The sequence below is a fragment of the Exiguobacterium sp. s127 genome, assembly GCF_018618695.1.
In the GTDB taxonomy this organism is placed as follows: domain Bacteria; phylum Bacillota; class Bacilli; order Exiguobacteriales; family Exiguobacteriaceae; genus Exiguobacterium_A; species Exiguobacterium_A oxidotolerans.
The window spans coordinates 326,222-351,150 of record NZ_JACSMO010000001.1; the positions used below are offsets into that span (position 1 = coordinate 326,222).

At 47.2% G+C, this 24,929-nt stretch carries 23 protein-coding genes; 16 read left to right on the forward strand and 7 right to left on the reverse strand.

The features are described from left to right. The first annotated feature begins 147 nt into the window (after positions 1 to 147). The 3 genes from ptsG (KNP98_RS01600) to KNP98_RS01610 all read left to right on the forward strand — a co-directional run bounded on the left by ptsG (KNP98_RS01600) (position 148) and on the right by KNP98_RS01610 (position 5,593). On the forward strand, positions 148 to 1,671 hold the full coding sequence (gene ptsG, locus KNP98_RS01600) for a glucose-specific PTS transporter subunit IIBC (protein WP_088837677.1): 1,524 nt from the start codon (positions 148 to 150) through the stop codon (positions 1,669 to 1,671). Positions 1,672 to 1,810: 139 nt separating this feature from the next. Then, a complete protein-coding gene (gene ptsG, locus KNP98_RS01605) occupies positions 1,811 to 3,904 on the forward strand; it encodes a glucose-specific PTS transporter subunit IIBC (RefSeq protein ID WP_214810595.1) in 2,094 nt (697 codons plus the stop codon). A 165-nt stretch (positions 3,905 to 4,069) separates the two neighbouring features. Beyond that, positions 4,070 to 5,593 carry an MDR family MFS transporter gene (locus KNP98_RS01610; RefSeq protein WP_214804325.1) on the forward strand — a complete coding sequence of 508 codons (1,524 nt, stop codon included), beginning with the start codon at positions 4,070 to 4,072 and terminating at the stop codon, positions 5,591 to 5,593. A gap of 690 nt (positions 5,594 to 6,283) precedes the next feature. On the opposite strand, the gene ptsP is transcribed toward KNP98_RS01610, so the two are convergent. Then, entirely contained in the window at positions 6,284 to 8,008 is a 1,725-nt protein-coding gene (gene ptsP, locus KNP98_RS01615) for a phosphoenolpyruvate--protein phosphotransferase (protein WP_214766917.1), read from the reverse strand. A gap of 355 nt (positions 8,009 to 8,363) precedes the next feature. Here ptsP and KNP98_RS01620 point away from each other — a divergent pair, with 355 nt between their 5' ends. The 3 genes from KNP98_RS01620 to KNP98_RS01630 are packed head-to-tail and all read left to right on the forward strand — an operon-like array spanning position 8,364 to position 10,616. Continuing rightward, entirely contained in the window at positions 8,364 to 9,797 is a 1,434-nt protein-coding gene (locus tag KNP98_RS01620) for a leucyl aminopeptidase (protein WP_214766919.1), read from the forward strand. Further along, complete coding sequence (locus KNP98_RS01625; RefSeq protein ID WP_157898492.1) at positions 9,794 to 9,964, forward strand: hypothetical protein; 171 nt, start codon at positions 9,794 to 9,796, stop codon at positions 9,962 to 9,964. The genes KNP98_RS01620 and KNP98_RS01625 overlap by 4 nt, the downstream gene beginning before the upstream one ends. Further along, positions 9,945 to 10,616 carry a DUF429 domain-containing protein gene (locus KNP98_RS01630; protein ID WP_088837673.1) on the forward strand — a complete coding sequence of 224 codons (672 nt, stop codon included), beginning with the start codon at positions 9,945 to 9,947 and terminating at the stop codon, positions 10,614 to 10,616. Before KNP98_RS01625 ends, KNP98_RS01630 begins: the two co-directional genes overlap by 20 nt. On the opposite strand, the gene ytvI is transcribed toward KNP98_RS01630, so the two are convergent. Further along, complete coding sequence (gene ytvI / locus KNP98_RS01635; protein WP_159173454.1) at positions 10,596 to 11,720, reverse strand: sporulation integral membrane protein YtvI; 1,125 nt, start codon at positions 11,718 to 11,720, stop codon at positions 10,596 to 10,598. The genes KNP98_RS01630 and ytvI overlap by 21 nt on opposite strands. An 85-nt stretch (positions 11,721 to 11,805) precedes the next feature. Here ytvI and KNP98_RS01640 point away from each other — a divergent pair, with 85 nt between their 5' ends. Both KNP98_RS01640 and KNP98_RS01645 read left to right on the forward strand, forming a co-directional pair. After that, a complete protein-coding gene (locus KNP98_RS01640; protein WP_214766923.1) occupies positions 11,806 to 11,994 on the forward strand; it encodes a hypothetical protein in 189 nt (62 codons plus the stop codon). Next, positions 11,957 to 12,847 carry a MazG nucleotide pyrophosphohydrolase domain-containing protein gene (locus KNP98_RS01645; RefSeq protein WP_251132033.1) on the forward strand — a complete coding sequence of 297 codons (891 nt, stop codon included), beginning with the start codon at positions 11,957 to 11,959 and terminating at the stop codon, positions 12,845 to 12,847. Before KNP98_RS01640 ends, KNP98_RS01645 begins: the two co-directional genes overlap by 38 nt. 79 nt (positions 12,848 to 12,926) lie before the next feature. On the opposite strand, the gene KNP98_RS01650 is transcribed toward KNP98_RS01645, so the two are convergent. From KNP98_RS01650 to KNP98_RS01670, 5 genes are read right to left on the reverse strand one after another with little or no spacing between them, the layout of a single operon-like run. After that, a complete protein-coding gene (locus KNP98_RS01650) occupies positions 12,927 to 14,114 on the reverse strand; it encodes an aminotransferase (protein ID WP_088837670.1) in 1,188 nt (395 codons plus the stop codon). Beyond that, positions 14,111 to 14,608 carry an Lrp/AsnC family transcriptional regulator gene (locus KNP98_RS01655; protein ID WP_051667304.1) on the reverse strand — a complete coding sequence of 166 codons (498 nt, stop codon included), beginning with the start codon at positions 14,606 to 14,608 and terminating at the stop codon, positions 14,111 to 14,113. The genes KNP98_RS01650 and KNP98_RS01655 overlap by 4 nt, the downstream gene beginning before the upstream one ends. Positions 14,609 to 14,613: 5 nt before the next feature. Then, complete coding sequence (locus KNP98_RS01660; protein WP_214810596.1) at positions 14,614 to 15,408, reverse strand: glycosyltransferase family 2 protein; 795 nt, start codon at positions 15,406 to 15,408, stop codon at positions 14,614 to 14,616. A 57-nt stretch (positions 15,409 to 15,465) separates the two neighbouring features. Then, a complete protein-coding gene (locus KNP98_RS01665; RefSeq protein WP_088837669.1) occupies positions 15,466 to 15,705 on the reverse strand; it encodes a NifU N-terminal domain-containing protein in 240 nt (79 codons plus the stop codon). Positions 15,706 to 15,718: 13 nt separating this feature from the next. Beyond that, the gene (locus KNP98_RS01670; RefSeq protein WP_214766927.1) at positions 15,719 to 15,952 is read right to left on the reverse strand and encodes a DUF1871 family protein; all 234 of its coding nucleotides are present in this window, start codon (positions 15,950 to 15,952) and stop codon (positions 15,719 to 15,721) included. Positions 15,953 to 16,269: 317 nt separating this feature from the next. On the opposite strand from KNP98_RS01670, the gene KNP98_RS01675 reads away from it, so the two are divergent. From KNP98_RS01675 to KNP98_RS01710, 8 genes are all read left to right on the forward strand, one after another. Beyond that, a complete protein-coding gene (locus KNP98_RS01675) occupies positions 16,270 to 18,495 on the forward strand; it encodes a ribonucleoside-diphosphate reductase subunit alpha (RefSeq protein ID WP_251135130.1) in 2,226 nt (741 codons plus the stop codon). Between the two features lie 16 nt (positions 18,496 to 18,511). Further along, on the forward strand, positions 18,512 to 19,000 hold the full coding sequence (locus KNP98_RS01680; protein ID WP_029331225.1) for a flavodoxin domain-containing protein: 489 nt from the start codon (positions 18,512 to 18,514) through the stop codon (positions 18,998 to 19,000). Further along, a complete protein-coding gene (locus tag KNP98_RS01685) occupies positions 18,969 to 20,012 on the forward strand; it encodes a ribonucleotide-diphosphate reductase subunit beta (protein ID WP_214810598.1) in 1,044 nt (347 codons plus the stop codon). Before KNP98_RS01680 ends, KNP98_RS01685 begins: the two co-directional genes overlap by 32 nt. A gap of 378 nt (positions 20,013 to 20,390) precedes the next feature. Continuing rightward, complete coding sequence (yugI, locus tag KNP98_RS01690; protein WP_012371159.1) at positions 20,391 to 20,783, forward strand: S1 domain-containing post-transcriptional regulator GSP13; 393 nt, start codon at positions 20,391 to 20,393, stop codon at positions 20,781 to 20,783. Between the two features lie 138 nt (positions 20,784 to 20,921). Further along, on the forward strand, positions 20,922 to 22,088 hold the full coding sequence (locus tag KNP98_RS01695; protein ID WP_214768778.1) for an iron-containing alcohol dehydrogenase: 1,167 nt from the start codon (positions 20,922 to 20,924) through the stop codon (positions 22,086 to 22,088). A 113-nt stretch (positions 22,089 to 22,201) separates the two neighbouring features. After that, positions 22,202 to 23,551, forward strand: coding sequence for a glucose-6-phosphate isomerase (locus KNP98_RS01700; protein WP_029331222.1), 1,350 nt, complete (start codon positions 22,202 to 22,204; stop codon positions 23,549 to 23,551). A gap of 133 nt (positions 23,552 to 23,684) precedes the next feature. Further along, positions 23,685 to 24,158 carry an RNA deprotection pyrophosphohydrolase gene (gene ytkD, locus KNP98_RS01705; RefSeq protein ID WP_029331221.1) on the forward strand — a complete coding sequence of 158 codons (474 nt, stop codon included), beginning with the start codon at positions 23,685 to 23,687 and terminating at the stop codon, positions 24,156 to 24,158. Then, positions 24,130 to 24,870 (forward strand): alpha/beta hydrolase family protein, encoded by a 741-nt coding sequence (locus KNP98_RS01710; RefSeq protein ID WP_239456741.1) that lies wholly within the window; start codon positions 24,130 to 24,132, stop codon positions 24,868 to 24,870. Before ytkD ends, KNP98_RS01710 begins: the two co-directional genes overlap by 29 nt. The last annotated feature ends 59 nt before the right edge of the window (positions 24,871 to 24,929 follow it).

Consider the following 24,929-nt stretch of genomic DNA (forward strand, 5'->3'; position numbering starts at 1 on the left):
CATTTCGCGGAATAAGTGTATTTTGTTCTACAATCCGCTCGTGCCTGATTTTTTTCTGTAAAAATCGGTCGGATGTCTGACTTTTTTCAACCTGTCATTGGTATTATTCATTATTCCTAGATTTTAGATTAAGAGGAGGAAACACACATGTTCAAACAGATTTTCGCTGTTCTTCAACGTGTCGGTAAAGCGTTAATGCTTCCTGTTGCGATTTTGCCAGCTGCCGGGATCTTACTTGGATTCGGTAACGCGATGCAAAATCCGAACTTGACGTCAAAACTCGAGTTCTTAAAAAATGATGCGATCATCAAGGTTGCAAAATTGATGGAAGCAGCCGGGGATATCATCTTCGGTAACTTAGCACTCTTATTCGCGGTCGGTGTCGCGATTGGTTTAGCAGGGGACGGCGCAGCCGGACTTGCAGCAATCGTCGGATTCTTGATCATGAACAAAACGATGAGTGTTTGGCTCGGCGTTACACCAGAAATGGTCGCAAACGGTCAAGGGTACGCAAACGTACTTGGTATTCCGACACTTCAAACAGGTGTCTTCGGTGGTATCATCATCGGTTTACTCGCAGCCTGGGCTTACGGTAAGTATCATAATCTTGAATTGCCGCAGTTCCTCGGATTCTTCGCAGGTAAACGTTTCGTTCCAATCGTTACAGCAGTCGTTTCATTGTTCGCAGGTCTTGTACTTGTCTTCGTATGGCCATTCGCTCAAGACGGGTTGAACTCATTCTCTCACTTCATGATGGAGAAAAACCCGACGCTTGCAGCTTTCGTCTTCGGTCTCATTGAGCGTTCATTGATTCCGTTTGGTCTTCACCATATCTTCTACGCACCGTTCTGGTTCGAATTCGGTTCGTACACGAACGCAGCAGGAGATGTTGTCCGCGGTGACCAAGCAATCTTCTTCGCACAGTTAAAAGACAACGTTGAATTAACAGCTGGTACGTTCATGACTGGTAAATTCCCGTTCATGATGTTCGGTCTTCCAGCAGCAGCACTTGCAATGTACCATGAAGCACGCCCAGAGCGTCGCGCAGTCGTTGGTGGTCTTCTTGGGTCAGCAGCACTTACAGCTTTCTTAACAGGTATCACAGAGCCAATCGAATTCGCATTCTTATTCGTTGCTCCAATCTTGTTCGCAGTACACGCAGTTTTCGCTGGTCTTTCATTCATGACAATGCAACTCTTGAACGTTAAAATCGGGATGACATTCTCTGGTGGATTGATTGACTTCCTTCTCTTCGGTGTCCTTCCAGGACGTACGCAGTGGTGGCTCGTCATCGTCGTCGGTCTTGTTCTTGCAGTCGTTTACTACGTTGGATTCCGTTTCGCAATCCGCAAGTTCAACCTGAAAACACCAGGTCGTGAAGATGAAGTACAAGAAACTTCATTGGCTCAAGGTTCTGAGCTCGCAGCGGGTATCCTTGACGCACTCGGTTCTGAATCAAACATCAAACACCTTGACGCATGTATCACACGTCTTCGTGTTGAAGTTCTCGACAAGTCGAAAGTCGACAAAAACGAATTGAAAAAACTTGGAGCCGCTGGTGTCCTTGAAGTGGGTAACAACGTTCAAGCGATCTACGGACCAAAATCAGATAACATCAAATCTGAGATCCAAGCCGTCATCAATTCACGTAAACAAGAAAAATCAGTTTAAGTCTTTAAGTAAAGTGAGTCTTCCGAAATCGGGAGGCTCATTTTTTTGTGTTTCAAAGAATTGTTGTGATTAGTTTTGCGGGAGAAAGATTCAGGGTATGAACTAAATAGTCTGGTCAAAAAAAGGAGGGAAATCACTGATGTGGAAAAATGTATTCGGAGTGTTGCAACGGATTGGTAAAGCATTGATGTTACCAGTTGCCATCTTGCCGGCAGCAGGGCTTCTACTGGCGTTTGGTACGGCGTTTCAAAACCCGAACCTGACGCAGTATCTGCCTTTTCTCGAAAATGATTCGCTCGTCGTCATCTGGCGTGTCATGCAAGACGCAGGGGATATCATCTTTGCGAACTTAGGATTACTGTTTGCCGTCGGGGTTGCGATTGGTCTTGCGAATGGGGAAGGGGTCGCAGGGCTTGCTGCAATCGTCGGATTCTTGATCATGAACAAGGTTATCAGTTCATTCCTACAAATCACACCGGAAAAAGTTTCAGAAGCGCAACAATCAAGTGACTTATCGTACGCAACTGTATTAGGGATACCGACCTTACAAATGGGGGTATTCGGAGGGATCATAGCGGGGTTAATTGCCGCATATAGCTATAATAAATTCTTTAAAATCAAACTACCGGACTTTCTTGGATTCTTCGCCGGTAAACGGTTCGTACCGATTGCAACAGCGCTATTCAGTTTAGTCGCTGGTTTTGCACTGTCCTTCATCTGGCCACCAATCGGGAGTGGGATTAACACGTTCTCGAAAACAATCATCGAGTCAAATGAAACGTTATCAGCCTTCATCTTTGGCTTAGTCGAACGGTCACTCATTCCATTCGGTCTTCACCATATTTGGTATTCAAGTTTTTGGTTCCAATTTGGTGAGTATACGGATAAAGCAGGCACGGTTATCAACGGGGACCAGCGAATTTTCTTCGCTCAGTTAAAAGATGGTGTTCCGTTCACGGCCGGGACGTATATGACCGGGAAATATCCGTTCATGATGTTCGGACTTCCGGCAGCTTGTCTCGCGATGTATCATACGGTTGCGAAAGATCGTCGTAAAGCAGTTGAAGGACTCTACTTCTCTGCTGCTTTAACATCGTTCCTGACAGGGATCACGGAACCAGTCGAGTTTTCATTCGTGTTCGTGGCACCGTTATTGTTTGCAGTCCACGCTGTTTTTGCAGGATTGTCATTTATGATCATGGACATCTTGAACGTTAAAATCGGGATGACCTTCTCAGGTGGATTGATTGACTACACCTTATTCGGAATCTTACCGAACAGGACCGCCTGGTGGCTCGTTATACCGGTTGGTTTAGTCTTCGCCGTCATTTATTACTTCGGATTCCGTTTTGTGATCACGAAGTTTGATTTAAAAATTCCAGGACGTGAAGCAATTAAGGAAGGGGCGGCAACAGCTGGTGCGACGGCTGGTGAGCTCCCATATGAGATTCTGCAAGCGTTTGGTGGACCATCGAATATCAAACACCTCGATGCGTGTATCACACGTCTGCGGATTACCGTTAATGATAAATCGGGTGTCAACAAGGATCGTCTGAAAGAACTTGGCGCAGCCGGTGTATTAGAAGTTGGCGATAATGTCCAAGCCATCTTCGGTCCGAAATCAGATGGCATCAAGACGGAAATGGCAGAAATCATGAACGATCAAAATTATCAACCACCTGAAAAACCAGAAGCTGACCCGATTCCGCAAGTTCCGACTGGAGCTGAGTCACGTGGGGAAGAACGGGAAGACTTAGCAGGATCAGGTGGAGAGTATGTACCAAGTGACGGATACGTCTCGCCGCTGAGCGGAACGATTCGTTCGCTTGATGATGTACCGGATCAAGTCTTCTCTGGCCGGATGATGGGGGACGGGTATGCAATCGAACCAACTGAAGGTTATGTTGTTTCTCCAGTGTCCGGTGAAATCACGACCTTCTTCCCAACGAAACACGCGATTGGAATCCTGGCCGATAATGGTGATGAGATTTTAATTCACATCGGAATTGATACGGTTTCACTCGAAGGAAAAGGTTTTGAAGCACTCGCGAAAGCGGGAGATCGTGTTGAGCCAGGAACACCACTGTTGAACGTCGATCTCGAACAAATTCGACCGCTTGTGCCGTCACTCTTAACGCCGATCATTGTCACGAACAGTGGTGACCGGAAAGTAACGGTTGATATTGGCCGGACGGTTGAAGCAGGAGAGAAAGTCACGTATGAGATTAAATGACGTCATTTAAAAAATAATGGGACCTCGAAATCGTATTCGACGAAATTGTCGGATACGATTTTTTTTGTAGTCCAAAAACATTCAGTAATGAGAATTTGCACATATGATGATACAATGAGTAAGCTATTATGAAGATTAGCTATATTTTAAGAAAGAGGTGAGTCGATGGCTTCGACTACAACAGAAACAAAGACAAAGACGAATTATGTCGTTCTTGGATTATTGATCGGGATTTTAGTAGCGGCGATGGACAATACAATCGTTGCAACAGCAATGCCGACGATTGTCAGTGAACTGAATGGTTTTGATCAATATGCCTGGGTCACGTCCGCTTACATGATCGCGACGGTCGCAGGGATGCCAATTTTCGGTAAGTTAAGTGACATGTATGGGCGGAAACGATTTTTCTTATTCGGTATGTTGCTCTTCATCGTAGGGAGTATCCTGTGTGGTGTCGCAGATTCGATTACAGAGTTATCGATTTATCGTGCCGTTCAAGGACTAGGTGGCGGTGCCTTGATGCCGATTGCTTTTACAATCATTTTTGATATTTTCCCACCAGAAAAACGAGGGAAAGTCAGTGGTTTGTTCGGAGCAGTCTTCGGAATTTCAAGTATTTTCGGACCATTGCTTGGAGCCGTTTTGACGGACGCAATTAACTGGCGCTGGGTGTTTTATATCAACATTCCACTTGGTTTAATTGCATTGGCGCTCGTTTCTTTATTCTATAAAGAATCACCGATCCACCGGACTCAAAAAATTGATTATGCGGGTGCCGCGACATTGGTCGCTGGATTAGTCACGTTCCTGCTCGGGCTTGAACTCGGTGGGAAAGAGTATGCGTGGAGTTCACCACAAATTCTTGGTTTGTTTGGTTTATCACTCGTGTTATTTATCCTCTTTGGTCTGATTGAACGCCGGGCGGCTGATCCGGTCATTACGTTCAGTCTGTTCAGTCGTCGCCTGTTCGCAGCGACGCAAGGAGTCGCATTCTTTTATGGATTCGTCTTCATCTCCGCAAGTGTCTTCATTCCGATTTTCGTCCAAGGTGTCTTTGGCGGCAGTGCGACGAACTCAGGTCTGATCTTGATGCCGATGTTGATTGCTTCAGTAGTTTCGGCGCAACTCGGAGGACGTCTCCCGAATAAATACGGGTTCCGAAATGTCATGATGCTCTCGGCCGTGTTCTTTGTTCTTGGTGTTTATTTATTAAGTACGATGTCACTTGAGACGACACGGACTGCCGTTACGATTTATATGATCATCTTAGGTTTTGGTGTCGGCTTCAGTTTCTCTTTATTGAATCTTGCAAGCATCAATGGCATCGAGATGAAACGTCGTGGTGCGGCGACATCGATGGGCTCGACGTTCCGGACAATCGGGATGACACTTGGTGTAACGATTCTCGGAATCGTTCAATCACGGACGTTTACGTCATCTGTTAGTGAGCAATTACCTGGCGGCAGCGCACCGGACGGTGGACAGTTCCCGACAGCAGCAGCATTTGCGAAGATGCCACCGGAAGTGGCGACAGCGATTAAAACAGCACTTGCAGATTCGATTTCCTCTGTTTATATGTGGGCGTTGATTCCAGCGATACTGGGTGTCATCTTCGTGTTCTTCATGGGTAATGAACGACCAATCTTAAAAGAAGAACAAGGCGATCGACCACAAACGAAACAAGCATAATTCAAGTCATTTTTGATAGGAAAGAGACTGACGTAAAAGGAATCACTCTTTCACACGCGTGTTTTTCTCCAACAGGAAACAGGATACGCTCTCCTGTGGGATTCGAATAAAACGAGTGCATACTTTTTCCTTTTCGATATGCGGCTTAGATACACATCAGTCAGGACCGAGAAGAATAGATATCGAAAACGCCAATGAGTCCGTATGTGAAAGACGGAATCATCGGCGTTTTTTTGCGTACAGGGCGGAACGTTCATCCTCGACTCCTATGGGAAAAGGAAGCGCGATCAGCGCTTCCGTCAGGAATAGGGAAGACCCGGCATGACCGCATGAAACGCGGGTTGCTGCGGCTTACATTCCGCCCGTGGAAAGCGAGGATGTCGGAACCGTCCGTCACTAAGACTGATGTTAGAGTAACTTTGGAGTCAGCCCTTTTTTTGTATTCAAGAAATCGAGGCTCCTACAGGAAGCGCACAGATGAATATTACCTTTTGAACTAGGGTGTAGGAAAAGCGACATTGGGCAACATGTGTTATGTAGACGAGTCGAGATGGGAAAGCGCGGTCAGGGCAGGCCATACTTATAAAAACTTTTTAATCTTCATAAGGGTTAGTCTACAGTCTGTATAAATAACGGTTCCTTTTGACGCGATAAAAAAACACGCCCCGAGATGGGACGTGTCCGAAAAACTTATTTTTTGATATCGAATGTCGTGCTGAGGAAGTTGACGACGTCTTCTGCTGTATCCATGTCGAGGACTTGCTCAACGATTGCTTCACACTCTGTTTTGTTCAGGCGCGTCATCAAGCTGCGTGCGCGAAGGACAGAAGAAGCAGACATTGAGAATTCGTCGAGTCCGAGTCCGAGGAGGATTGGGAGTGCGAGTTCTTCTCCCGCCATCTCACCACACATGCCGACCCATTTACCGGCTTTGTGTGCTTCTGTGATGACGTTGTTCAAGAGGTTCAAGATGGCAGGGTTGAACGGTTGGTAGAGATACGAAACTTTTTCGTTCATCCGGTCTGCCGCCATTGTGTATTGAATCAAGTCGTTTGTTCCGACAGAGAAGAAGTCGACTTCTTTCGCGAATTGTTTCGCCATGACTGCTGTCGCCGGAATTTCGACCATCATTCCGACTTCGATGTCGTCAGAAACCGTTACACCTTCACCTTGAAGGTTCGCTTTTTCTTCAAGAAGTAACGCTTTTGCTGCACGGAATTCTTCGAGTGTTGCAATCATCGGGAACATGACAGCAAGTTTGCCGTATGCACTTGCACGAAGCAACGCACGAAGTTGTGTCCGGAACAAGTCAGTTTGGTCCAGGCAAAGACGAATTGCACGGTAACCAAGGAACGGGTTCATTTCGTGTGGAAGGTCAAGGTATGAAAGTTCTTTATCCCCACCGATATCAAGTGTCCGGATGACAACTTTTTTATCGCCCATCGACTCGAGAACTGTTTTGTATGCTGTGAATTGCTCATCTTCCGTCGGGAACGTTTCCGCATCCATGTAGAGGAATTCAGTCCGGTAGAGACCGACTGCTTCCGCACCGTTCTCAAGCACACCTTTGACATCGTTTGGTGTTCCGATGTTCGCTGCAAGCTCGACGTGATGACCGTCTGCTGTAACTGTTTTTTCGTTTTTGAGTTTTTTCCATTCTTCTTTTTGAGCGATATATGCTGAGCGTTTTTCTTCGTACTCTGCGATTTGTTCGCTTGAAGGGTTGACGATGACATCGCCTTCCGCTCCGTCAAGAATCAAGAAATCACCGTGTTTGACTTCAGTCAAGACGACTTTTGTCCCGACGACTGCTGGAATTTCAAGAGAACGTGACATGATCGCCGAGTGCGAAGTCCGTCCACCGATGTTCGTCGCAAAACCTTTTGCGTACTTCCGGTTGAGTTGGGCAGTGTCTGATGGTGTTAAGTCTTCTGCAATGATGATGACTTCTTCGTTGATTTGTGCAGGTGTGACGAATGTAATACCGAGAAGATGTGCCATTGTCCGTTTTGTTACGTCACGGACGTCAGCTGCACGTTCGCGCATGTACTCGTTGTCCATCGATTCAAAGATTGTCACCATCATTTGTGAGACTTCGTCGAGTGCTTGCGCTGCGTTCGTTTTGTCCTCGTCGATTTTTGCGTTGACTTGGCTGACGATTTCAGGATCTTCGAGGATCAACAAGTGAGCTGAGAAGATTTCTGCTTTGTCTGCACCGAGTTCTTTTAATGTGTTCTCACGGATGATTTCGAGTTCACCTTTTGATTGAGCGATCGCTGCCTGGAACCGTTCCTTTTCAGCTGCTGAATCCTCGATTTTATTGTTTGGAATGTCAAAGACAGGTGTTTCCATCACGAATGCCTTTGCAATCGCGATCCCTGCAGAAGCGCCAATTCCCTTGATATGTTGTGCCATGTGCATTACCCTCTTTTCAGTAAGTTTTTTTCGCCGCAACGACGTCGTTTCTCTGCTATCTATAGATACCCATAAACGCATCTCTCTTAACGGGTCGACTGCGAACTCTCCCTTTGAATGAAAACGTAGACATTTCTGTCGTTACCAAAATGAACGTTTCTATGAAGTGCCTGTACTTTTCACCTGTTAATCCTATCACATTGTGAAACGGGCAACAATTGTTTGGAGCCGTGCATTTCGACAAATTACCGAACGTCAAAAATGAGAGCGTTTTCAAGCTGCGTGATGGCTATCAGTTGGAAAATGGCGCAAAACACTTCATACTTATTAGTAACACTAAAGGGGGATTTTTAAGATGCGATTAAAACAAGTAGATCAGCAAGCAGACATCGAAGTACTCGTCGTCGGTATCTCAGGAAATGCACAAATGGAAGAACGGATTCAGGCACTTTATCCGGAGCGGTTTGATGAGTGGGTCCGCGGTGGAGATATTTCGACGAAACAAGGCGAACTTCGGTTATTGCCGACGTTGACGGGGACGATTGCCCGTGTGTTATTTGTCGGTCTTGGTAAAGCGGACCGTCTATCTCAAGATGAGTTACGTCGACTGTTAGGAAAAGCCGCCCAATTTTTAAAAGTCCGGAAGCTATCGAACGTCACGGTTGATGCTGCGACATTCCCGGGGAAACCTGTCGAGTTGATCGCTGAGACGTTTGCACTTGCTACATATGACGTCAAACACTACAAAACAGGTCCAAGCGTTTCGTACGAACTCGATTTGACGATTTGGTCCGATGAAGGGGAACAAGAAGCAGTACGCGGGCATGCCCTCGCTGAAGCAACGAACTTAGCCCGTCGTCTCGTCACGATGCCTGGGAACATCCTGACGGCGCCGGCACTCGCTGACGAAGCTCGTTTCATTGCGGAACGTCATGGACATGCGTTAAAAGTCATTGAAAAAGAAGAAATGGAAGCACTCGGAATGGGGGCGATGCTTGCCGTCAATCAAGGCTCGACAATCCCGCCGAAAATGATCGTCCTCGAATATAAAGGGGCGGGTGATGCAGCACCAATCGCCGTCGTCGGAAAAGGTGTCACGTTCGATACAGGTGGTTACTCGATTAAACCAAAAGACGGTATCGTCGGCATGAAGGGGGACATGGGTGGTGCAGCAGCCGTCCTCGGCTTATTCGAAGCCCTCGGTCAACTCAAGCCGAACGTCAACATCCTTGGAGTGATTCCGGCAACGGACAATATGATTTCAGGTGATGCCTTCAAGCCGGATGATGTCATTACATCGATGGCTGGAAAAACGATTGAAGTCTTGAATACGGATGCGGAAGGGCGTCTCGTCTTAGCGGACGCTGTCACCTATGCAAAAGAATACAATCCGAAAATGATTATTGATCTCGCGACATTGACGGGTGGAGTGCTCGTTGCGCTCGGGACAGAAATCACGGGTGCCTTAACGAACGACCAAGCTTTGTACAGCCGTTTTGAAACCATCACAAAAGAGACGAACGAGATGATTTGGCAGATGCCGTACGTCGATCAATTCATTAAACAAGTGCGCCGGTCGGAAGTCGCTGATTTAAATAACTCACCGGGACGGATGGGACACATGATCTTTGGCGGAGCGTTCGTTGGTGAATTCGTCGGGAAAACGCCATGGCTCCATCTTGATATCGCCGGAACATCAGAGCAAAAATCAGCATCGGAGCTTGGTCCGAAAGGTGCGACAGGTGTCATGGTTCGAAGTCTTTACCGGTTCGCTGAACAAGAAGGATGAGATGGCTGAACGTCCTCTTACTCATCATGACGGTGCTCAGCATCGTCTGGTATGTAGAGTCGGGTTCACGCGTTTCGCTAGCATGGGCTACGTTTTTAGGAGTCTTCACGGTCTTGTCATTACTGAAGGTGCTACGGGAGAAAACGAATGCGCGTCACCGGGATTGACGCGGCAAAAGCCGGCTGGGTCGCTGTCTCGATTGAAGAGGGTCAGTTTTCCTATCAAATCGTCGAACACCTCAATCAACTCGAAAATAGCGACGTGCTCTACATCGACATGCCGATCGGGCTTGAAACAGACACAAGACGAACCGTCGATCAGCTGTTACGAAATGAGCTGAAGCCGGGGCGGACGAGCAGCGTCTTCAATGCACCATTAGTGTCGGCGCTTGATGCATGTGACTATGCCACCGCGAACGCGCAGTCAAAACAAGCGGCAGGACTTGGCTTATCAAAACAAGCCTGGTACTTGTTACCGAAGATTCAGGAAGCGCGTAGTTATTACCGGGACGGGATGTACGAGTCGCATCCGGAAGTTTGTTTTGCTCGCTTGACCGGTCACCCGGCCCGCCATAACAAAAAGACGGTCCAGGGGATAAAGGAGCGGACAGAATTGTTACGACAGTTCGCATGTCCTGCTTTTTGGGAACAATCCGTCAAAGGGGTTGCGACTGACGACTGGATTGATGCCTGTCTGCTTGCCGTCGCGGCGACTTGTCCGGTGGAATATCTCCCGAACCATCGACCGGTTGATGCGACGGGTCATCCCTTATATGCGGCAGCACCTAAAAAATCACCCTCACCGGAATGGTGTGGGTGATCCTTTAATAAAGTCCCATAAATAATGAAAGATTTGTGCATTATATAACGCTTTGATGATGACGGCGACGAGCGGTCCGAGAATCAGACCGAAGACCCCGAAAAATTTAATCCCGACGAACAAGGCAATCAGTGCCGTAATCGGCTGGATGCCGATATTGTCACCGACGATTTTCGGTTCCATGATATTACGCTGCAAAATGACGACTGCATACAGAATACCAAGTCCGATCGCAAGTCCCGTATCTCCTGTGATGATCGAGTAAGCAATCCACGGTAAAAAGACAGACCCTGTACCTAGATACGGCAAGATGTCAAAGAAAGCGGCAATGAAAGCAATCGCAAACGGATGATCGACACCGAGAACCAAAAGACCGATTAAGACGATGAAAAATGTAATCGTAATCAATGTCAATTGGGCTTTGATGTAGCCGAACAGGGCGGACCGAAGACTCGAAACGACCGTTTCTGCACGTGCGAACCAGGGGAACATCTCATACTGTTTCATCCTGATTTCATATTTGTGCCAGTCTTTCGCGAGGAAAAACCAGGCGAGCAGAACGATGACGAGAATCAAGGCGATTGAAGGTAAGGTCGCTAACACACTTTGCAACATCGTGGCGATACTTTTAGATCCCTCGCCGATGAAGCTTGCAAGTGAGCTTCCGAGTGATTCGATACTGTTTTGAACCGTATTCTGTTGTGACGGACCGAGTGACCGGAGCGCTTCCGAAGCGTCGTTCCACATCGGGGCCAATTTGTCATTGTAGAGCTTTTGGAAGTAGAGACTGAGTTCCTGGATTTGGTCCGGGAGTTGATTGGCGACGAAGACGAGTCCTCGAATCAGTTGCATGACAATCAAGACGAGTGAACCAATCAAAAGACCGCTCATTAAGATGATGGACAATAACGCACCCCAACCACGGTTGAGTCGAAGACGTTTTTGGAAAAAGTCGACAAGCGGACGACTGAGTAGGGCTAATAAAAATGCGAAGACGAACGGATACATCAACGAAGACAGGCGGATGATGATAAAACCTGTGAGAAACAAGGCGAGTATGACACCGATGAAACGAGCCAATTGCCAAAGACGTTCAGTCGACACGAGCAACACCTCTTATATATATGTAATACCATCATCATAGCATGTTAAGGAACGAGAACGTAGTTCAAACAGAGGAGGAATTTCGATGAAACGAAAAGAAGTGGGACTAATGGTTTCCTTGGCGATCGCAAGTGGTGTAGCCGTCCGTGAATGGCGTAAAAACCGAAAATTTACTGAGCAGTATCAACGACAAACGCAGCAGCAGTTGATTAAAGAAATGATGGAGGTCGAGACGGATGCAGGAGATGATTCTACTTCAACAAAAAGTCGATGAGACGATTCGAGCGTTAGGTGGTTATTTTCGTCCGCTCTCTGGCCTCGCGCGCTTGATTGAAGAAGTCGGGGAAGTGGGAGAAGCGTTAGAAAAAGAGGACACGACGTTACTTTGTGCCGAACTCGTCGACGTGTTAATGATTTCAACATGTCTGTCAAACCAATACGTGACCGATTTAGCCTCGGAGCATCAGCAGTTGAAAACAGAACGGGACGAAGCGGATGCCTCGTTTTACCGACTCGTTCATGAAGCAGGTCAGGTCGCCCGGGTTATGAACGGCTACGAAGGAGACAAGCCACCGAAAAAGACAGATGCAACGCTTACGGTCGGTACGTCACTCGCCCGTCTACAGCGCGAGTTGTTCCGGTTTGCCCGTCCATTAGGTCTTGATTTGTTAAAAGAAATCGATCGGACGAATGAAAAGAACCTCGTGCGTGACAGTAAGCGTTTCGCGCTGACACGAGACCCTATTACGGAGGCGACGATTGATCATTACCGGAGTGCGACCGGCAGTGATGAGCGACTCTGGGGTGCGCCCGTGTATGAAGCGGAACGTTCCTTAGAAGAGAACATTCAACAGGCACTACCGTCGTTGCGACGCTTTTTACGGTGTGCTCGTAATGAGGGAATCGAGGCATTTGTTCTGGAAGCGCCGATTGAGCGAAGTGATCAATTGGTCGCCGTCAAAGAACAGGCAGAAGAAATCGGACGGATCATCAAGGAACAAACCCCTTTGTCCTTTAAAGAAGCCCCGTACCGAATCGATGTATATGCTTCACAGTTAGGGCCGGTGTCACCGTTTCACTCAGAGGACGAACACCGGATGTTTTTGTTGCTTTATATTGATGCGTAATTAGAAAATGACGCTAAAAAGCGAACCGCCTCGTAAGGTGGTTCGCTTTTTGTGTGTTGAAAGAAAACGGTCGGGAAAATCATGTCAGACGATCAGCAACTGCCGTTCGTTGTTCAAGTTGTTGCATGAAGCGAGAAATACGATGGATGGCTTCTTGCAGTTGTTCGATTGAACTGGCATAGCTTGCGCGAACATAACCTTCACCACTCGCCCCGAAGACGGAACCAGGAACGACGGCAACACGTTCTGCTAGTAACAGTTGTTCTGCAAAGGCTTCACTCGTCAAACCCGTATCTCCGATGTATGGAAAGGCATAGAAGGCGCCCCCGGGTGAATGAGTCGGGAGACCGGCTTCATTCAAAGCTTTGACGAAGTAGTTACGGCGTTGGCGATAACTACGGACCATGTCAGGAACCGTCTTGTGGCGTGAACGGAGTGCTTCAATCCCGGCGAATTGGACGAGCGTCGGTGCACACATCATGCCGTACTGATGGACTTTCAGCATACACGCCGTGATTTCTTTTGGCGCACAGGTAAAACCGAGACGCCAACCTGTCATCGCAAAGGCTTTTGAGAAACCATTGATGACAATCGTGCGCTCCCGCATTCCAGGTAACGTCGCGAAGCACGTCGCCTCTTCCTCATACGACAACTCTGCATAGATTTCGTCACTGATGACATATAAATCATGTTTGTTTGCGAGGAGGGCGAGATCTGCGAGTTGATCGCACGTCATGACAGAACCGGTCGGGTTGGACGGAAAACAAAAAATGATGGCCTTCGTCCGTGCCGTGATCTTGGCTTCAATCGTCTCAGGAAGAATGGCGAAGCCGTCTTCCGGGCGACAGGCAGCAGCAACAGGAATTCCGCCTGCGAGCTCAATTAAAGGCGCATACGAGACAAATGCCGGTTCGACGACGATGACCTCGTCACCAGGATTAATCAGCGTCCGAAAAGCTAAGTCAAGTCCTTCGGATGCACCGGTCGTGACGATGATTTCGTCTTCGACTTGATACTCGATTGCAAATTTTTCGTGCATATAGTTTCGGATTTCTTGCCGTAACTCGACTAAACCGGCATTGGCGCTATATGCCGTATACCCTTGCTCGAGTGCTGCGAAGCTTGCTTCCCGGACGTTCCACGGGGTGACGAAGTCGGGTTCGCCGACGCCGAGCGAGATGACATCTTCCATTGAACCGGCTAAGTCGAAGAAGCGACGGATGCCGGACGGTGCTAATTGTTCGACGCGTTCAGAAAGTGACTTCATGGAGACACCTTCAATCGTTTATCGCCGTCATCCTGACTGAAGAGGACACCATCGTGTTTGTATGTCTTCAAACGGAAATGGGTCGTCGTCGAAATGACGGAATCGAGTGTCGATAGTTTTTCCGAGACGAATTGCGAGACTTCCTGAAGCGACTTTCCGTCAAGGACGACTTGTAAGTCGTAAGCACCTGACATCAAGTAGAGCGACGTGACTTCCGGGAAACGATGAATCCGTTCTGCGACTTCATCAAAGCCGCGGCCCCGTTTCGGTGTAACTTTGACATCGATGAATGCCGTGACGCCATGGTGGGAATTGATTTTTTGCCAATCGATGACTGCCGTATAACCTAACAAGACACCATCTTGTTTAAAACGGGCAATCGAGTCGATGACTTCGTCGACTGGCAGGTCGAGCATTTGAGCAGCGAGTGTCGAATCGACAGGACCACTTTGTGATAGTAACTCTAAGAGTTCTAATTGTTTTTCTGTATACACGGGATTCACTCGCTTTCTGTCAATTGTCCGTCAAACGTCCGGCGTGTCTCACGTAACCGGGCACGGCGTTCAGACTGAACAATATGAAAATTTTTCATTTCGGTCGTTGGCAACTCGTGTTTAGCGACGAGACGGTCGAAGTAGACTTTTCGTGCCGCATCTTGCTGAGCGGATTGATGATTACCGGACGGATTAAAGGCATAGAGGACCGTAGCGCGTGCTGGGTGAAGCACGAGGTGGTCCTTCCCGACACGGAGAATCCAGTCCCAGTCCCAGTAGTTGAAGACGTCTTCATCAAACGCACCAAGTGTTTGGTGAAGCGATTTGCGATACATTGATCCGGATGGGATGAACGTCGAGTCTTGCTTCATCGCGTCACGGTCATATGGATAGGCAAATGGCTCCGTAGCGATGACGGTCCGGCGTCCATTTTCCCAGCGATACGTAAAGAGTTCGGCATCTGCATACGTCAAGTCTGCCCCGGCTTCTAAATCGCCGAGCGATTCCTCGATATGAGAAGGCAACAATAAATCATCATCATCATGGAGCAAGATGAATTGACCGTTCGCGATTGTCACGCCGTGGTTGCGAGCCCGGACGTGATGATTTTCAGGTAAATCGACATGGATAAGTGTTAAGCGGTCTTCAAAAGCACGTACGACGGGAATAATCGAGTCGCCGTTGTTGTTCAAAAGAATCACTTCGAAATCTTGATAGTATTGACGGGTCAATGCTTCGAGCGCCTCAGATAACTCACGTGGGCGATTGTACGTCGGGATGATGACAGATACCATTGGCATGAGAATCGGCTCCTTCAACAAAGACACCTGCAACATCCAGGTGTCTTCATGTATTCCTTACATCTGTTCTTCGATAACTGGAAGTAATTCATTCCATTCAGCGGCTGGTTCTTTCGTTACTGTGACAAAATCACCGTAAGCGAAGAGATTATCGATGCCATCGATCGTAATCAATGCTGCGAGTAATGCGTCCTCTGGTGTATCGTCTTTTTTGACACTCGTACTTTTTGAGCCGAAACGGTCTCCGTCGAGCGTGATTTTTACTGAGTTCGGGTTTGGTGTGTAGTCTACTTGCATAATAAGTCTCCTTTCAAAGTTCACACGAATCTTCGCACAAAAGTAAATTCGTTGCGAGTGTTGTTAGTTCCTGCTGATCGGGTTGTTCCCCAAACGATTCTTCAAATATTTCACCAATTGCTAGTGCAAGTGGGCTTACTTGATCGTGAATCGTTAATAGCACTAGTATAGCAGACATTTCCGTTGGATAATTTCCTGACCCTAGGAGAAAAGGATCATATTTATTTAAAAGTTCTTCTGAACTCAAAACGCGTTCAACTCCTTATCTCAATATATCTCAAAAGGCGGTGGTCTGCGTTTTTAAATTTGTTTGACCTGATTTTTAATGCAAGGGGTTATTTTTTGCTGATTCAGTGATAACCTATATCTTGTACATAAATAGGTTTAAAAACGCTTAAAACGTCTATATATAGAGTGACACTTTAATAGTTCTTTCTATATGTAGGACGTCTTTTTTTAGTTTAGCGCATTTTTTACTGCAATGCGAACCTGTTTAACGATAGAGAATGGGAGTGGTTCATAGTGGCATCTCCACTGAATACAGCACGCATCTATAAGGGTGCAATGACAATAGAAGATGTATATCTCGTGATTCGACAAGTGACAGCATCTTATCCAGAACTCGACATCGAACGTTATACAGAACGCGCGATTCGGGCGCTCGAAGGGAAAACGCTCCAGGCCGATCAAGTTTACGAACTTTTGACGATGCATGCGCTCGACATGTTAAAAGCAGAGGAACCGAACTGGACGTTCGTCGCGACGGCAACGTACTTAAATCGTCTTTATCTCGAGGCAAGTGAAAATCGTGGATATGTAGCAAATGAACGTTATGGATCGCTTTACACGTTGATTGAAAAGCTCACTGAAATTGGTATTTTCACACCACATTTACTTTCAGCCTACACGAAGGATGAAATCGAAGAACTCGCTGCGACAATCGATCCTTCACGCGACCAACTCTTCACATACATTGGTCTCCGGACGTTAGCGGATCGTTATCTTGCCCGGGATCACGTGAAAAAATTATATGAACTACCGCAAGAACGCTTCATGATTATCGCGATGACGTTGATGCAGACAGAACCGAAAGAACGCCGGGTCGAGCTCGTCAAAGAATCGTACTGGGCTTTGTCGAACCTCTACATGACGGTTGCGACGCCAACGCTTTCGAATGCCGGGAAATCATACGGACAGTTATCGTCTTGTTTCATCGATACGGTAGATGATTCACTCCGGGGGATTTACGACTCGAATACGGACGTTGCGACACTTTCAAAAGGCGGCGGCGGAATCGGCGTCTACATGGGTAAAATTCGTTCGCGCGGATCAGACATTAAAGGATTCAAAGGTGTTTCGAGTGGTGTCATTCCTTGGATGAAACAATTGAACAACACGGCAGTCAGTGTCGATCAGCTCGGTATGCGTCAAGGTTCAATTGCGGTCTATCTCGACATTTGGCATAAAGATATCCTCGAGTTCCTCGATGCGAAACTCAACAACGGGGACGAGCGATTGCGGACACATGATCTCTTTACGGGCGTGAGTTTACCGGACCACTTCATGCGTACGGTTGAAGCGCGTGGCGATTGGTATTTATTCGATCCACACGAAATCCGGACCGTGATGGGCTTTAGTCTTGAAGATCATTTCGATGAGACGGAACAAGGGGGCAGCTTCACTGAAAAGTATGAAGCCTGTGTCAACGAACCGCGTCTCAGCCGGACGAAAGTTTCGGCGATTGATCTCGTCAAACGTTACATGCGTTCGCAACTCGAGACCGGAACACCGTACATGTTCTTCCGTGACGCGGTAAACCGTGCCAATCCGAACAAGCATGCCGGCATGATCTATTCGTCAAACCTCTGCTCGGAAATCATGCAAAACATGAGCCCGACGACCGTGACGGAAGAATACACGGAAGATGGAAAAATCATCATTACGAAAACACCGGGCGATTTCGTCGTCTGTAATTTATCTTCGATCGCCCTCGCGCGCGCCGTTCGTTCGGATGTCCTCGAACGGTTGATTCCGATTCAGATGCGGATGCTCGACAACGTCATCGATTTGAATACGATTGACGTCCCGCAAGCACAAATCACGAACCAAAAATACCGTGCCGTCGGTCTCGGGACGTTCGGTTGGCACCATCTGCTTGCACTCGAAGGGATTCGCTGGGAATCGGTCGAAGCCGTCCAGTATGCGGATCGTCTTTACGAAAAAATCGCTTATTTGACGATTGATGCATCGATGCAACTTGCGAAAGAAAAAGGGGCATACCGTTTATTCGAAGGATCAGAATGGCAAACAGGTGAATACATCAAACGTCGTCACTATAAATCAACTGCCGAGCTGAACTGGGATCGTCTCCAAGCAGATATCACAGAGCATGGTATGCGAAATGCCTACCTGATGGCAGTCGCACCGAACTCGTCGACAGCAATCATCGCCGGTAGTACGGCATCGATTGATCCAATCTATAAAAAAGTCTACGCAGAAGAAAAGAAAAACTACAAGATTCCTGTGACAGTTCCGGATTTGACGCCGGATACGAACTGGTTCTATAAATCAGCGTTTGAGATTGATCAACTGTGGAGCATTCGTCAAAATGCATCACGTCAACGTCATATCGACCAAGCGATCAGTTTTAATCTCTATGTCAAAAACAACGTCAAAGCGACTGAATTACTCGAGATGCACATGGAAGCATGGCAACTCGGGATGAAGACGATTTATTACACACGTTCGACAACCGTCGAAATCGATGAATGTGAGTCGTGTTCGTCATAAGAAAGGAGACGATATCATGAAGGCAGCAATCGTATATGCGTCAATGAGCGGTAACACAGAGGAGGTTGCGGAACTGATTGCGAAAGCCTGTTCCGACATGCACGTCGAACCCACGATGATGTTCGCTGATGATGTGACGACATATCAATTAGCACCTTATGATATCGTCTATTTTGGTTCTTACACATGGGGCGACGGTCAATTACCGGATGAAATGCGTGACTGCCTGAAGCTTGTCTTAAAGGAAAGTCCGCACAAAATTCCGCAAGCTGCCGTCTTCGGTACGGGCGATAAGATGTTCGTCAAGTACTGCCGCGCCGTTGATGAAATGGCCTACCATCTCGCGAAATTTGGTGTGCCGCTCGCCGGTGAACTGTTAAAAATCGAACAGTCACCACGGAATCGTCCGCATACCGTCAAAGAATGGACGAAACGAACGATCCTGCAATTACAGCAAGAAGGAGTCGAACAACATGGAACAGTTACAAAAGATCAAACTGCTTGATGCCCGCCATCCGAATCGTGCGACAGCGATTATCGGTGGGGAGACGAGTTCAATCGTCAACTGGAACGATATCGCCTATCCGCAGTTTTATTCAATCTATAAACAGCTTTTGTCGAACTTTTGGATTCCGGATGAGATTTCGATGTCAAAAGACATGCAACAGTGGAACCAGTTGAGTGAGCGGGAACAGGATGCGTTTGAACGGATCATCGGTCTCCTATCAATCTTGGATTCGGTCCAAACGCGTTACATCCTAGAGTCGGCGATGTTCACGTCAGATGCGTCGATTCATGCAATTCTTGCGATCATCGCGCAACAGGAAGTCGTCCATAACCAGTCGTACAGCTATGTCTTATCGAGTCTGGTTCCACTTTCGGAACAAAACCGGATTTTCGATATCGCAAAAGATGACGATATGGTCATGAAGCGGAATGCCTTTATTCTTGATTTATATGAAGATTTCCAAAACGACCGGACACCGGAAAACTTTGCGAAATCACTCGTCGCATCAATCGTTCTTGAAGGAATCAACTTCTATTCTGGTTTTGCCTTCTTCTATAACTTAGCGCGTCATCAAAAAATGGTCGGAACGTCGACGATGATCAGTTACATCCAGCGGGACGAACTGCAACACTCGTACTTCATCAGTCAATTGTTGCGTGCCGTCTTGACGGAACACCCGGAAATCGATGCCGATGGTTCATTCACGAAGTTCGTGTATGCCACATTCGAGCGTGCCGTCGATCTCGAAATCGAGTGGAGCGAATATGTACTGCGTGACTTGGATGGACTCGATGTCAGTGAAATGCGTGATTACGTCAAATATCTCGCGAACAAGCGCCTTCGTGTCATTGGTCTCTCCGATCTCTATGAAGGACATGAGGAGGACGTCATGCCGTGGATTCGTGCGTATTCGGATGACTCGATGAATGCGACGAAATCCGATTTCTTCGAACAAAAATCACGTTCGTATGCAAAAGTGACGGATGCGAACGGATTTGACGATTTGTAAGCAGTGAATGAATCTTTAAATTTTGATTGCTTCACGATTCGTTTTCCTTTACGCTAGGACAGGTGAGGTCATGTTCGGCTCCTGCGGGAAAACAAGACAATCATGACCCTGGAAGATGCAACGCATCTGAAGCGGCATGATGTCTTGTCCGCGGAAAGCGAGCAGACCGAACCGGTCCTTTTTGCGTTGAGGAGTTAAGAAGAAACAAAAAAGGGCCGGACTCGAAAAGTCCGGCAGAATCAGGGGGAATACTTGAAGTCTTGCTACTAAAATGTTCCCTCGGAAAATAAAAAATAAACAATTTAAAAAATATTTTTTACCATCCGTAAAAAGTATGTTATTATAAGTTGATGAATTTAGTTAGGGAGTGTATAAACTATGGCAAACTTTGAAAAAGACCAAGTCGTTACTGGTAAAGTAACTGGTATTCAAAACTTCGGTGCTTTCGTAGCACTTGACGAGCAAACACAAGGTCTCGTCCACATCTCAGAAATCTCACACGATTACGTAAAAGACATCAACGATTACGTAAAAGTTGGCGATGAAGTAACTGTTAAAGTTCTCGACATCGACGAAGCTAACAAAAAAATGAAGCTTTCGATCAAAGCAACTCAGGAAGCTCCAAAACGCGAAGCGCGCGCTAAAGGCCCACGCAAAAACGCTGGACGCCGCGATGCAGGTCCTGCTTTCAAACAAGAAGAAGCTCCTGGCTTCAACGTGTTAAAAGGCAAATTGGAAGAATGGATTGAAAAATCAAACTTCCAAAAATAAGAATTTTTAAGAGAATCGACATCGGTCGGTTCTCTTTTTTTTTTACGTTTTTTTGCGTTATAAGCATTAAAATAGATGCGAAAGGGGAATGTGTGGATAATGTAAGATGTTCATTACTTATCGAGGGGGCAACACACAATGGAAAACTTTCAATATCGCAATCCAACGAAATTAATTTTTGGTGACGGTCAAGTCAGCCAAATCAAAGAAGAACTTAAAACACTAAATGCTAAGAAAGTCATGCTCGTCTTTGGTGGCGGAAGTATTAAACGCAACGGCGTCTATGACGATGTTACACGCGAACTGAACGAAGCAGGAATCGAATACGTCGAATGTGATGGCGTTGAACCAAACCCACGCATCGAAACAGCAGAGCGCGGCATTAAGATCGCACGTGAAGCAGGTGTTGATGCATTGCTCGCACTAGGTGGCGGTTCTGTCATCGACTGTACAAAACTGATCGCAGCAGGTATTCCGTATGAAGGTGAAGCATGGGATCTCGTCATCGGGAAAGCGACTCCGGAAACAGTCATTCCATTCGGTACCGTCTTGACACTTGCAGCAACCGGTTCGGAAATGAACTCTGGTTCTGTCATCACGAACTGGAAAACGCAAGAGAAATACGGTTGGGGTAGCCCGCTTACATTCCCGACGTTCTCAATCCTTGATCCAAAATACACGGTCAGTGTTCCAAAAGACCAAACAATTTACGGGATTGTCGACATGATGAGTCACTGTCTTGAGCAGTACTTCCACACAGCACACGCACCTGTCCAAGAACGGATGACAGAAGGCGTCATGAAAGCTGTCATCGAAGCAGCACCAAAACTCGTCAACGATCTTGAAAACATTGAACTTCGCGGAACGATTCTCTTCGCAGGTACGATGGCACTTAACGGCGTACTTCAAATGGGAGCACGCGGTGACTGGGCTTCACATAATATCGAGCATGCCGTCTCAGCGGTTCATGACATCCCACACGCAGGTGGTCTTGCAATCCTCTTCCCGAACTGGATGCGCCACGTGTTAGACGAGTCAAACGCACATCGTTTCGTGACACTCGGTGAAAACGTCTTTAACGTCGACACAGAAGGTAAATCAGAAATCGAAGCAGCTCATGCGACGATCGATGCAATCAGTGCATTCTGGACATCACTCGGTGCACCAAACCGTCTCGCGGACTACGACATCAAAGAAGATACAGTCGATTCAATCGTCAAGTCAGCAATGACGCGCGGTGATTTCGGTAACTTCAAATCACTTGGTAATGAAGATGTTCGTGAAATCGTAACGGCAGCGTTATAAGTTTCTCTAACATTTGCTAATCTTTTCACAAAAGACTTGAACGACCTTCCTTCTTGCGTTTTAATGAGAAGGAAGGTCGCATTTGTTTGTGAATGAATAAGGAGGACGATGGAATGACAACGGTACGTTTTGATTATTCGAAAGCATTACAATTCGTAGGGCAACATGAAGTAGATTACATGGCAGACACGGTTAAGACATTACATGGAGCGATTCATAATGGCACAGGTGCCGGCAGCGACTTCCTCGGATGGGTCGACTTACCGACGAACTATGACAAAGCGGAGTTCGCTCGCATTCAAGAATCAGCTGAAAAAATCAAATCAGATTCAGACGTCTTGCTCGTCGTCGGAATCGGTGGATCTTACCTCGGAGCGCGTGCCGCAATCGAGATGTTAGGTCATTCCTTCCACAACCTGTTATCAAAAGACGAGCGGAAGGCGCCACAAATCATTTATGCGGGTCATAACATTTCATCGACGTATCTGCACGATTTATTTGAAGTGCTTGAAGGAAAAGACGTCTCGGTCAACATTATCTCTAAATCAGGGACGACGACGGAGCCGGCAATTTCATTCCGATTGTTGAAATCGTTCATGGAAGAGAAATACGGTCAGGCTGAAGCAAAAAACCGAATTTATGCAACGACGGACAAAGCACGTGGGGCGTTAAAAACACTTGCTGACTCAGAAGGATACCAGACGTTCGTCATTCCGGATGATGTCGGTGGACGTTTCTCTGTCTTGACACCGGTCGGTCTTTTGCCAATCGCTGCTGCTGGTATTTCAATCGAAGAATTGATGGCTGGCGCGCGTGACGCACAAGAGAAATTTGCGAACGAAAACCTGGCTGAAAATGAAGCATATCAATATGCTGTCGTCCGAAATGCATTATATGCAAAAGGAAAAACGATCGAGCTTCTCGTTAACTACGAACCAGCGTTACATTATGTATCAGAATGGTGGAAACAGTTGTACGGAGAATCAGAAGGAAAAGACTTTAAAGGGATCTTCCCGGCAGCGGTCGACTTCTCGACAGATTTACACTCGATGGGTCAATACGTGCAAGAGGGGCGTCGTGATTTGTTTGAGACGGTCATTAAAGTCGGTCAAGCGCGTCATGAATTGACGATTGAAAAAGATGCACAAGATCTTGACGGCTTGAACTTCCTCGAAGGGAAATCAATCCAATTCGTCAACGATAAAGCGGCAGAAGGGACGTTACTTGCTCATACAGATGGTCAAGTTCCGAACTTAACAGTCGAATTACCAGAGATGACGCCGTACCATCTCGGATTCTTGTTCTACTTCTTCGAAAAAGCTTGCGCGATGAGCGGTTATCTTCTTGGAGTTAACCCATTCGACCAACCGGGTGTTGAGGCATATAAGAAAAATATGTTCGCACTTCTCGGAAAACCTGGTTTTGAAGCAGAAAAAGCAGAGCTCGAAGCACGCTTGAAATAAGTTGAAAAGGCATCTCCTGGATGACAGGGGATGCCTTTTTTTGTCATTCTCCTCGATTCCTACGCACTTTCACTTTTAGAATGCTTTCGAAACAGGTAAAGTGAAGGTAGAAGAAGAAATGAGGTGCACGTACGTGATTAGATTTTTAGATTACTATCAAAATCAAGTTGAGTTGAGTTTCGATGATCATCCTTTCTCGACAAAACCTCTCCATGTCTGGGTCATTGCCGTGTACGAGGGGAAATGGCTATTGACGCATCATAAGCAGCGCGGGTACGAGTTTCCTGGGGGAAAAGTCGAACCGGGTGAAACAGCGGAAGAAGCGGCACGCCGGGAAGTGATGGAGGAGACAGGCGGTAGCATCGCAAGCCTCGCCTACATTGGTCAATATCGTGTCGAAGGACGAGGCGATACAATCATTAAGAATATCTACTTCGCCGAAATCGAATCACTCGTTCCGCATCTCGCTGTCGATGAGACAGACGGAGCCTTTTTGTTGGACGACCTCCCGCAGCGTCTTGACGCGAATCGAAAATACAGCTTTATGATGAAGGACCGTGTCCTTCCGGAGACACTTCGTGTACTCGCCGAACGCCGATTGGTTTGAATTGCCGAAGCAAGGTCCCTTCCGGACGTTTCGTATATACTATGAAACATCTGATCACGAACGGGTCGGTGCCTATGTCGTTTTACCGACACGTCCGAATGGGCAAGGGATGCTGTATTTACGTGGCGGGACACGTAATATCGGAATGGTTCGACCGACGCGACTGATGCAGTTTGCTCAAGCCGGATTTTTAGTCATGGCCCCTTTTTACCGAGGGAACTTAGGGGGTACAGGGAAGGAAGATTTTGGTCATCATGATATTCGTGATGCAACAGGGGCATATGATTGGTTAACCCGTCACGCGGAACGCGTCTCGGTGTTTGGCTTCTCTCGTGGTGGGCAGATGGCCTTGTTGTTGGCACATCATCGCCCGGTCGCGCGCACGGTCTCATGGGCAGGGGTGACGAATCTCGTCTGGACATATGAAGAACAGAGAACGATGCAAAAAATGTTACGCCGTTTCACGGGTGGATTGCCAGAGACGCAACAACAAGCGTATCAAATCCGTTCGCCGCTCTACGCCGCTCCACAAGGGCAAGTCTTGCTGATTCACGGACGGTACGATCAAAAGGTTCGCTTACGTCATGCAACGAATTATGCTGCGCGCTATCCGAGTCAGACGCGGCTTCGTATTTACGAGCAGGCCCATCAATTTCCGTTGCACGAAAAATTTGCTGTGACGAAGGAAATCATCGATTGGATGTTGCGCTGATGGAACATAGGATGTAGTCACCTCGAACAGCCGGGGTGACTTTTTTTAGGAAATCAGTA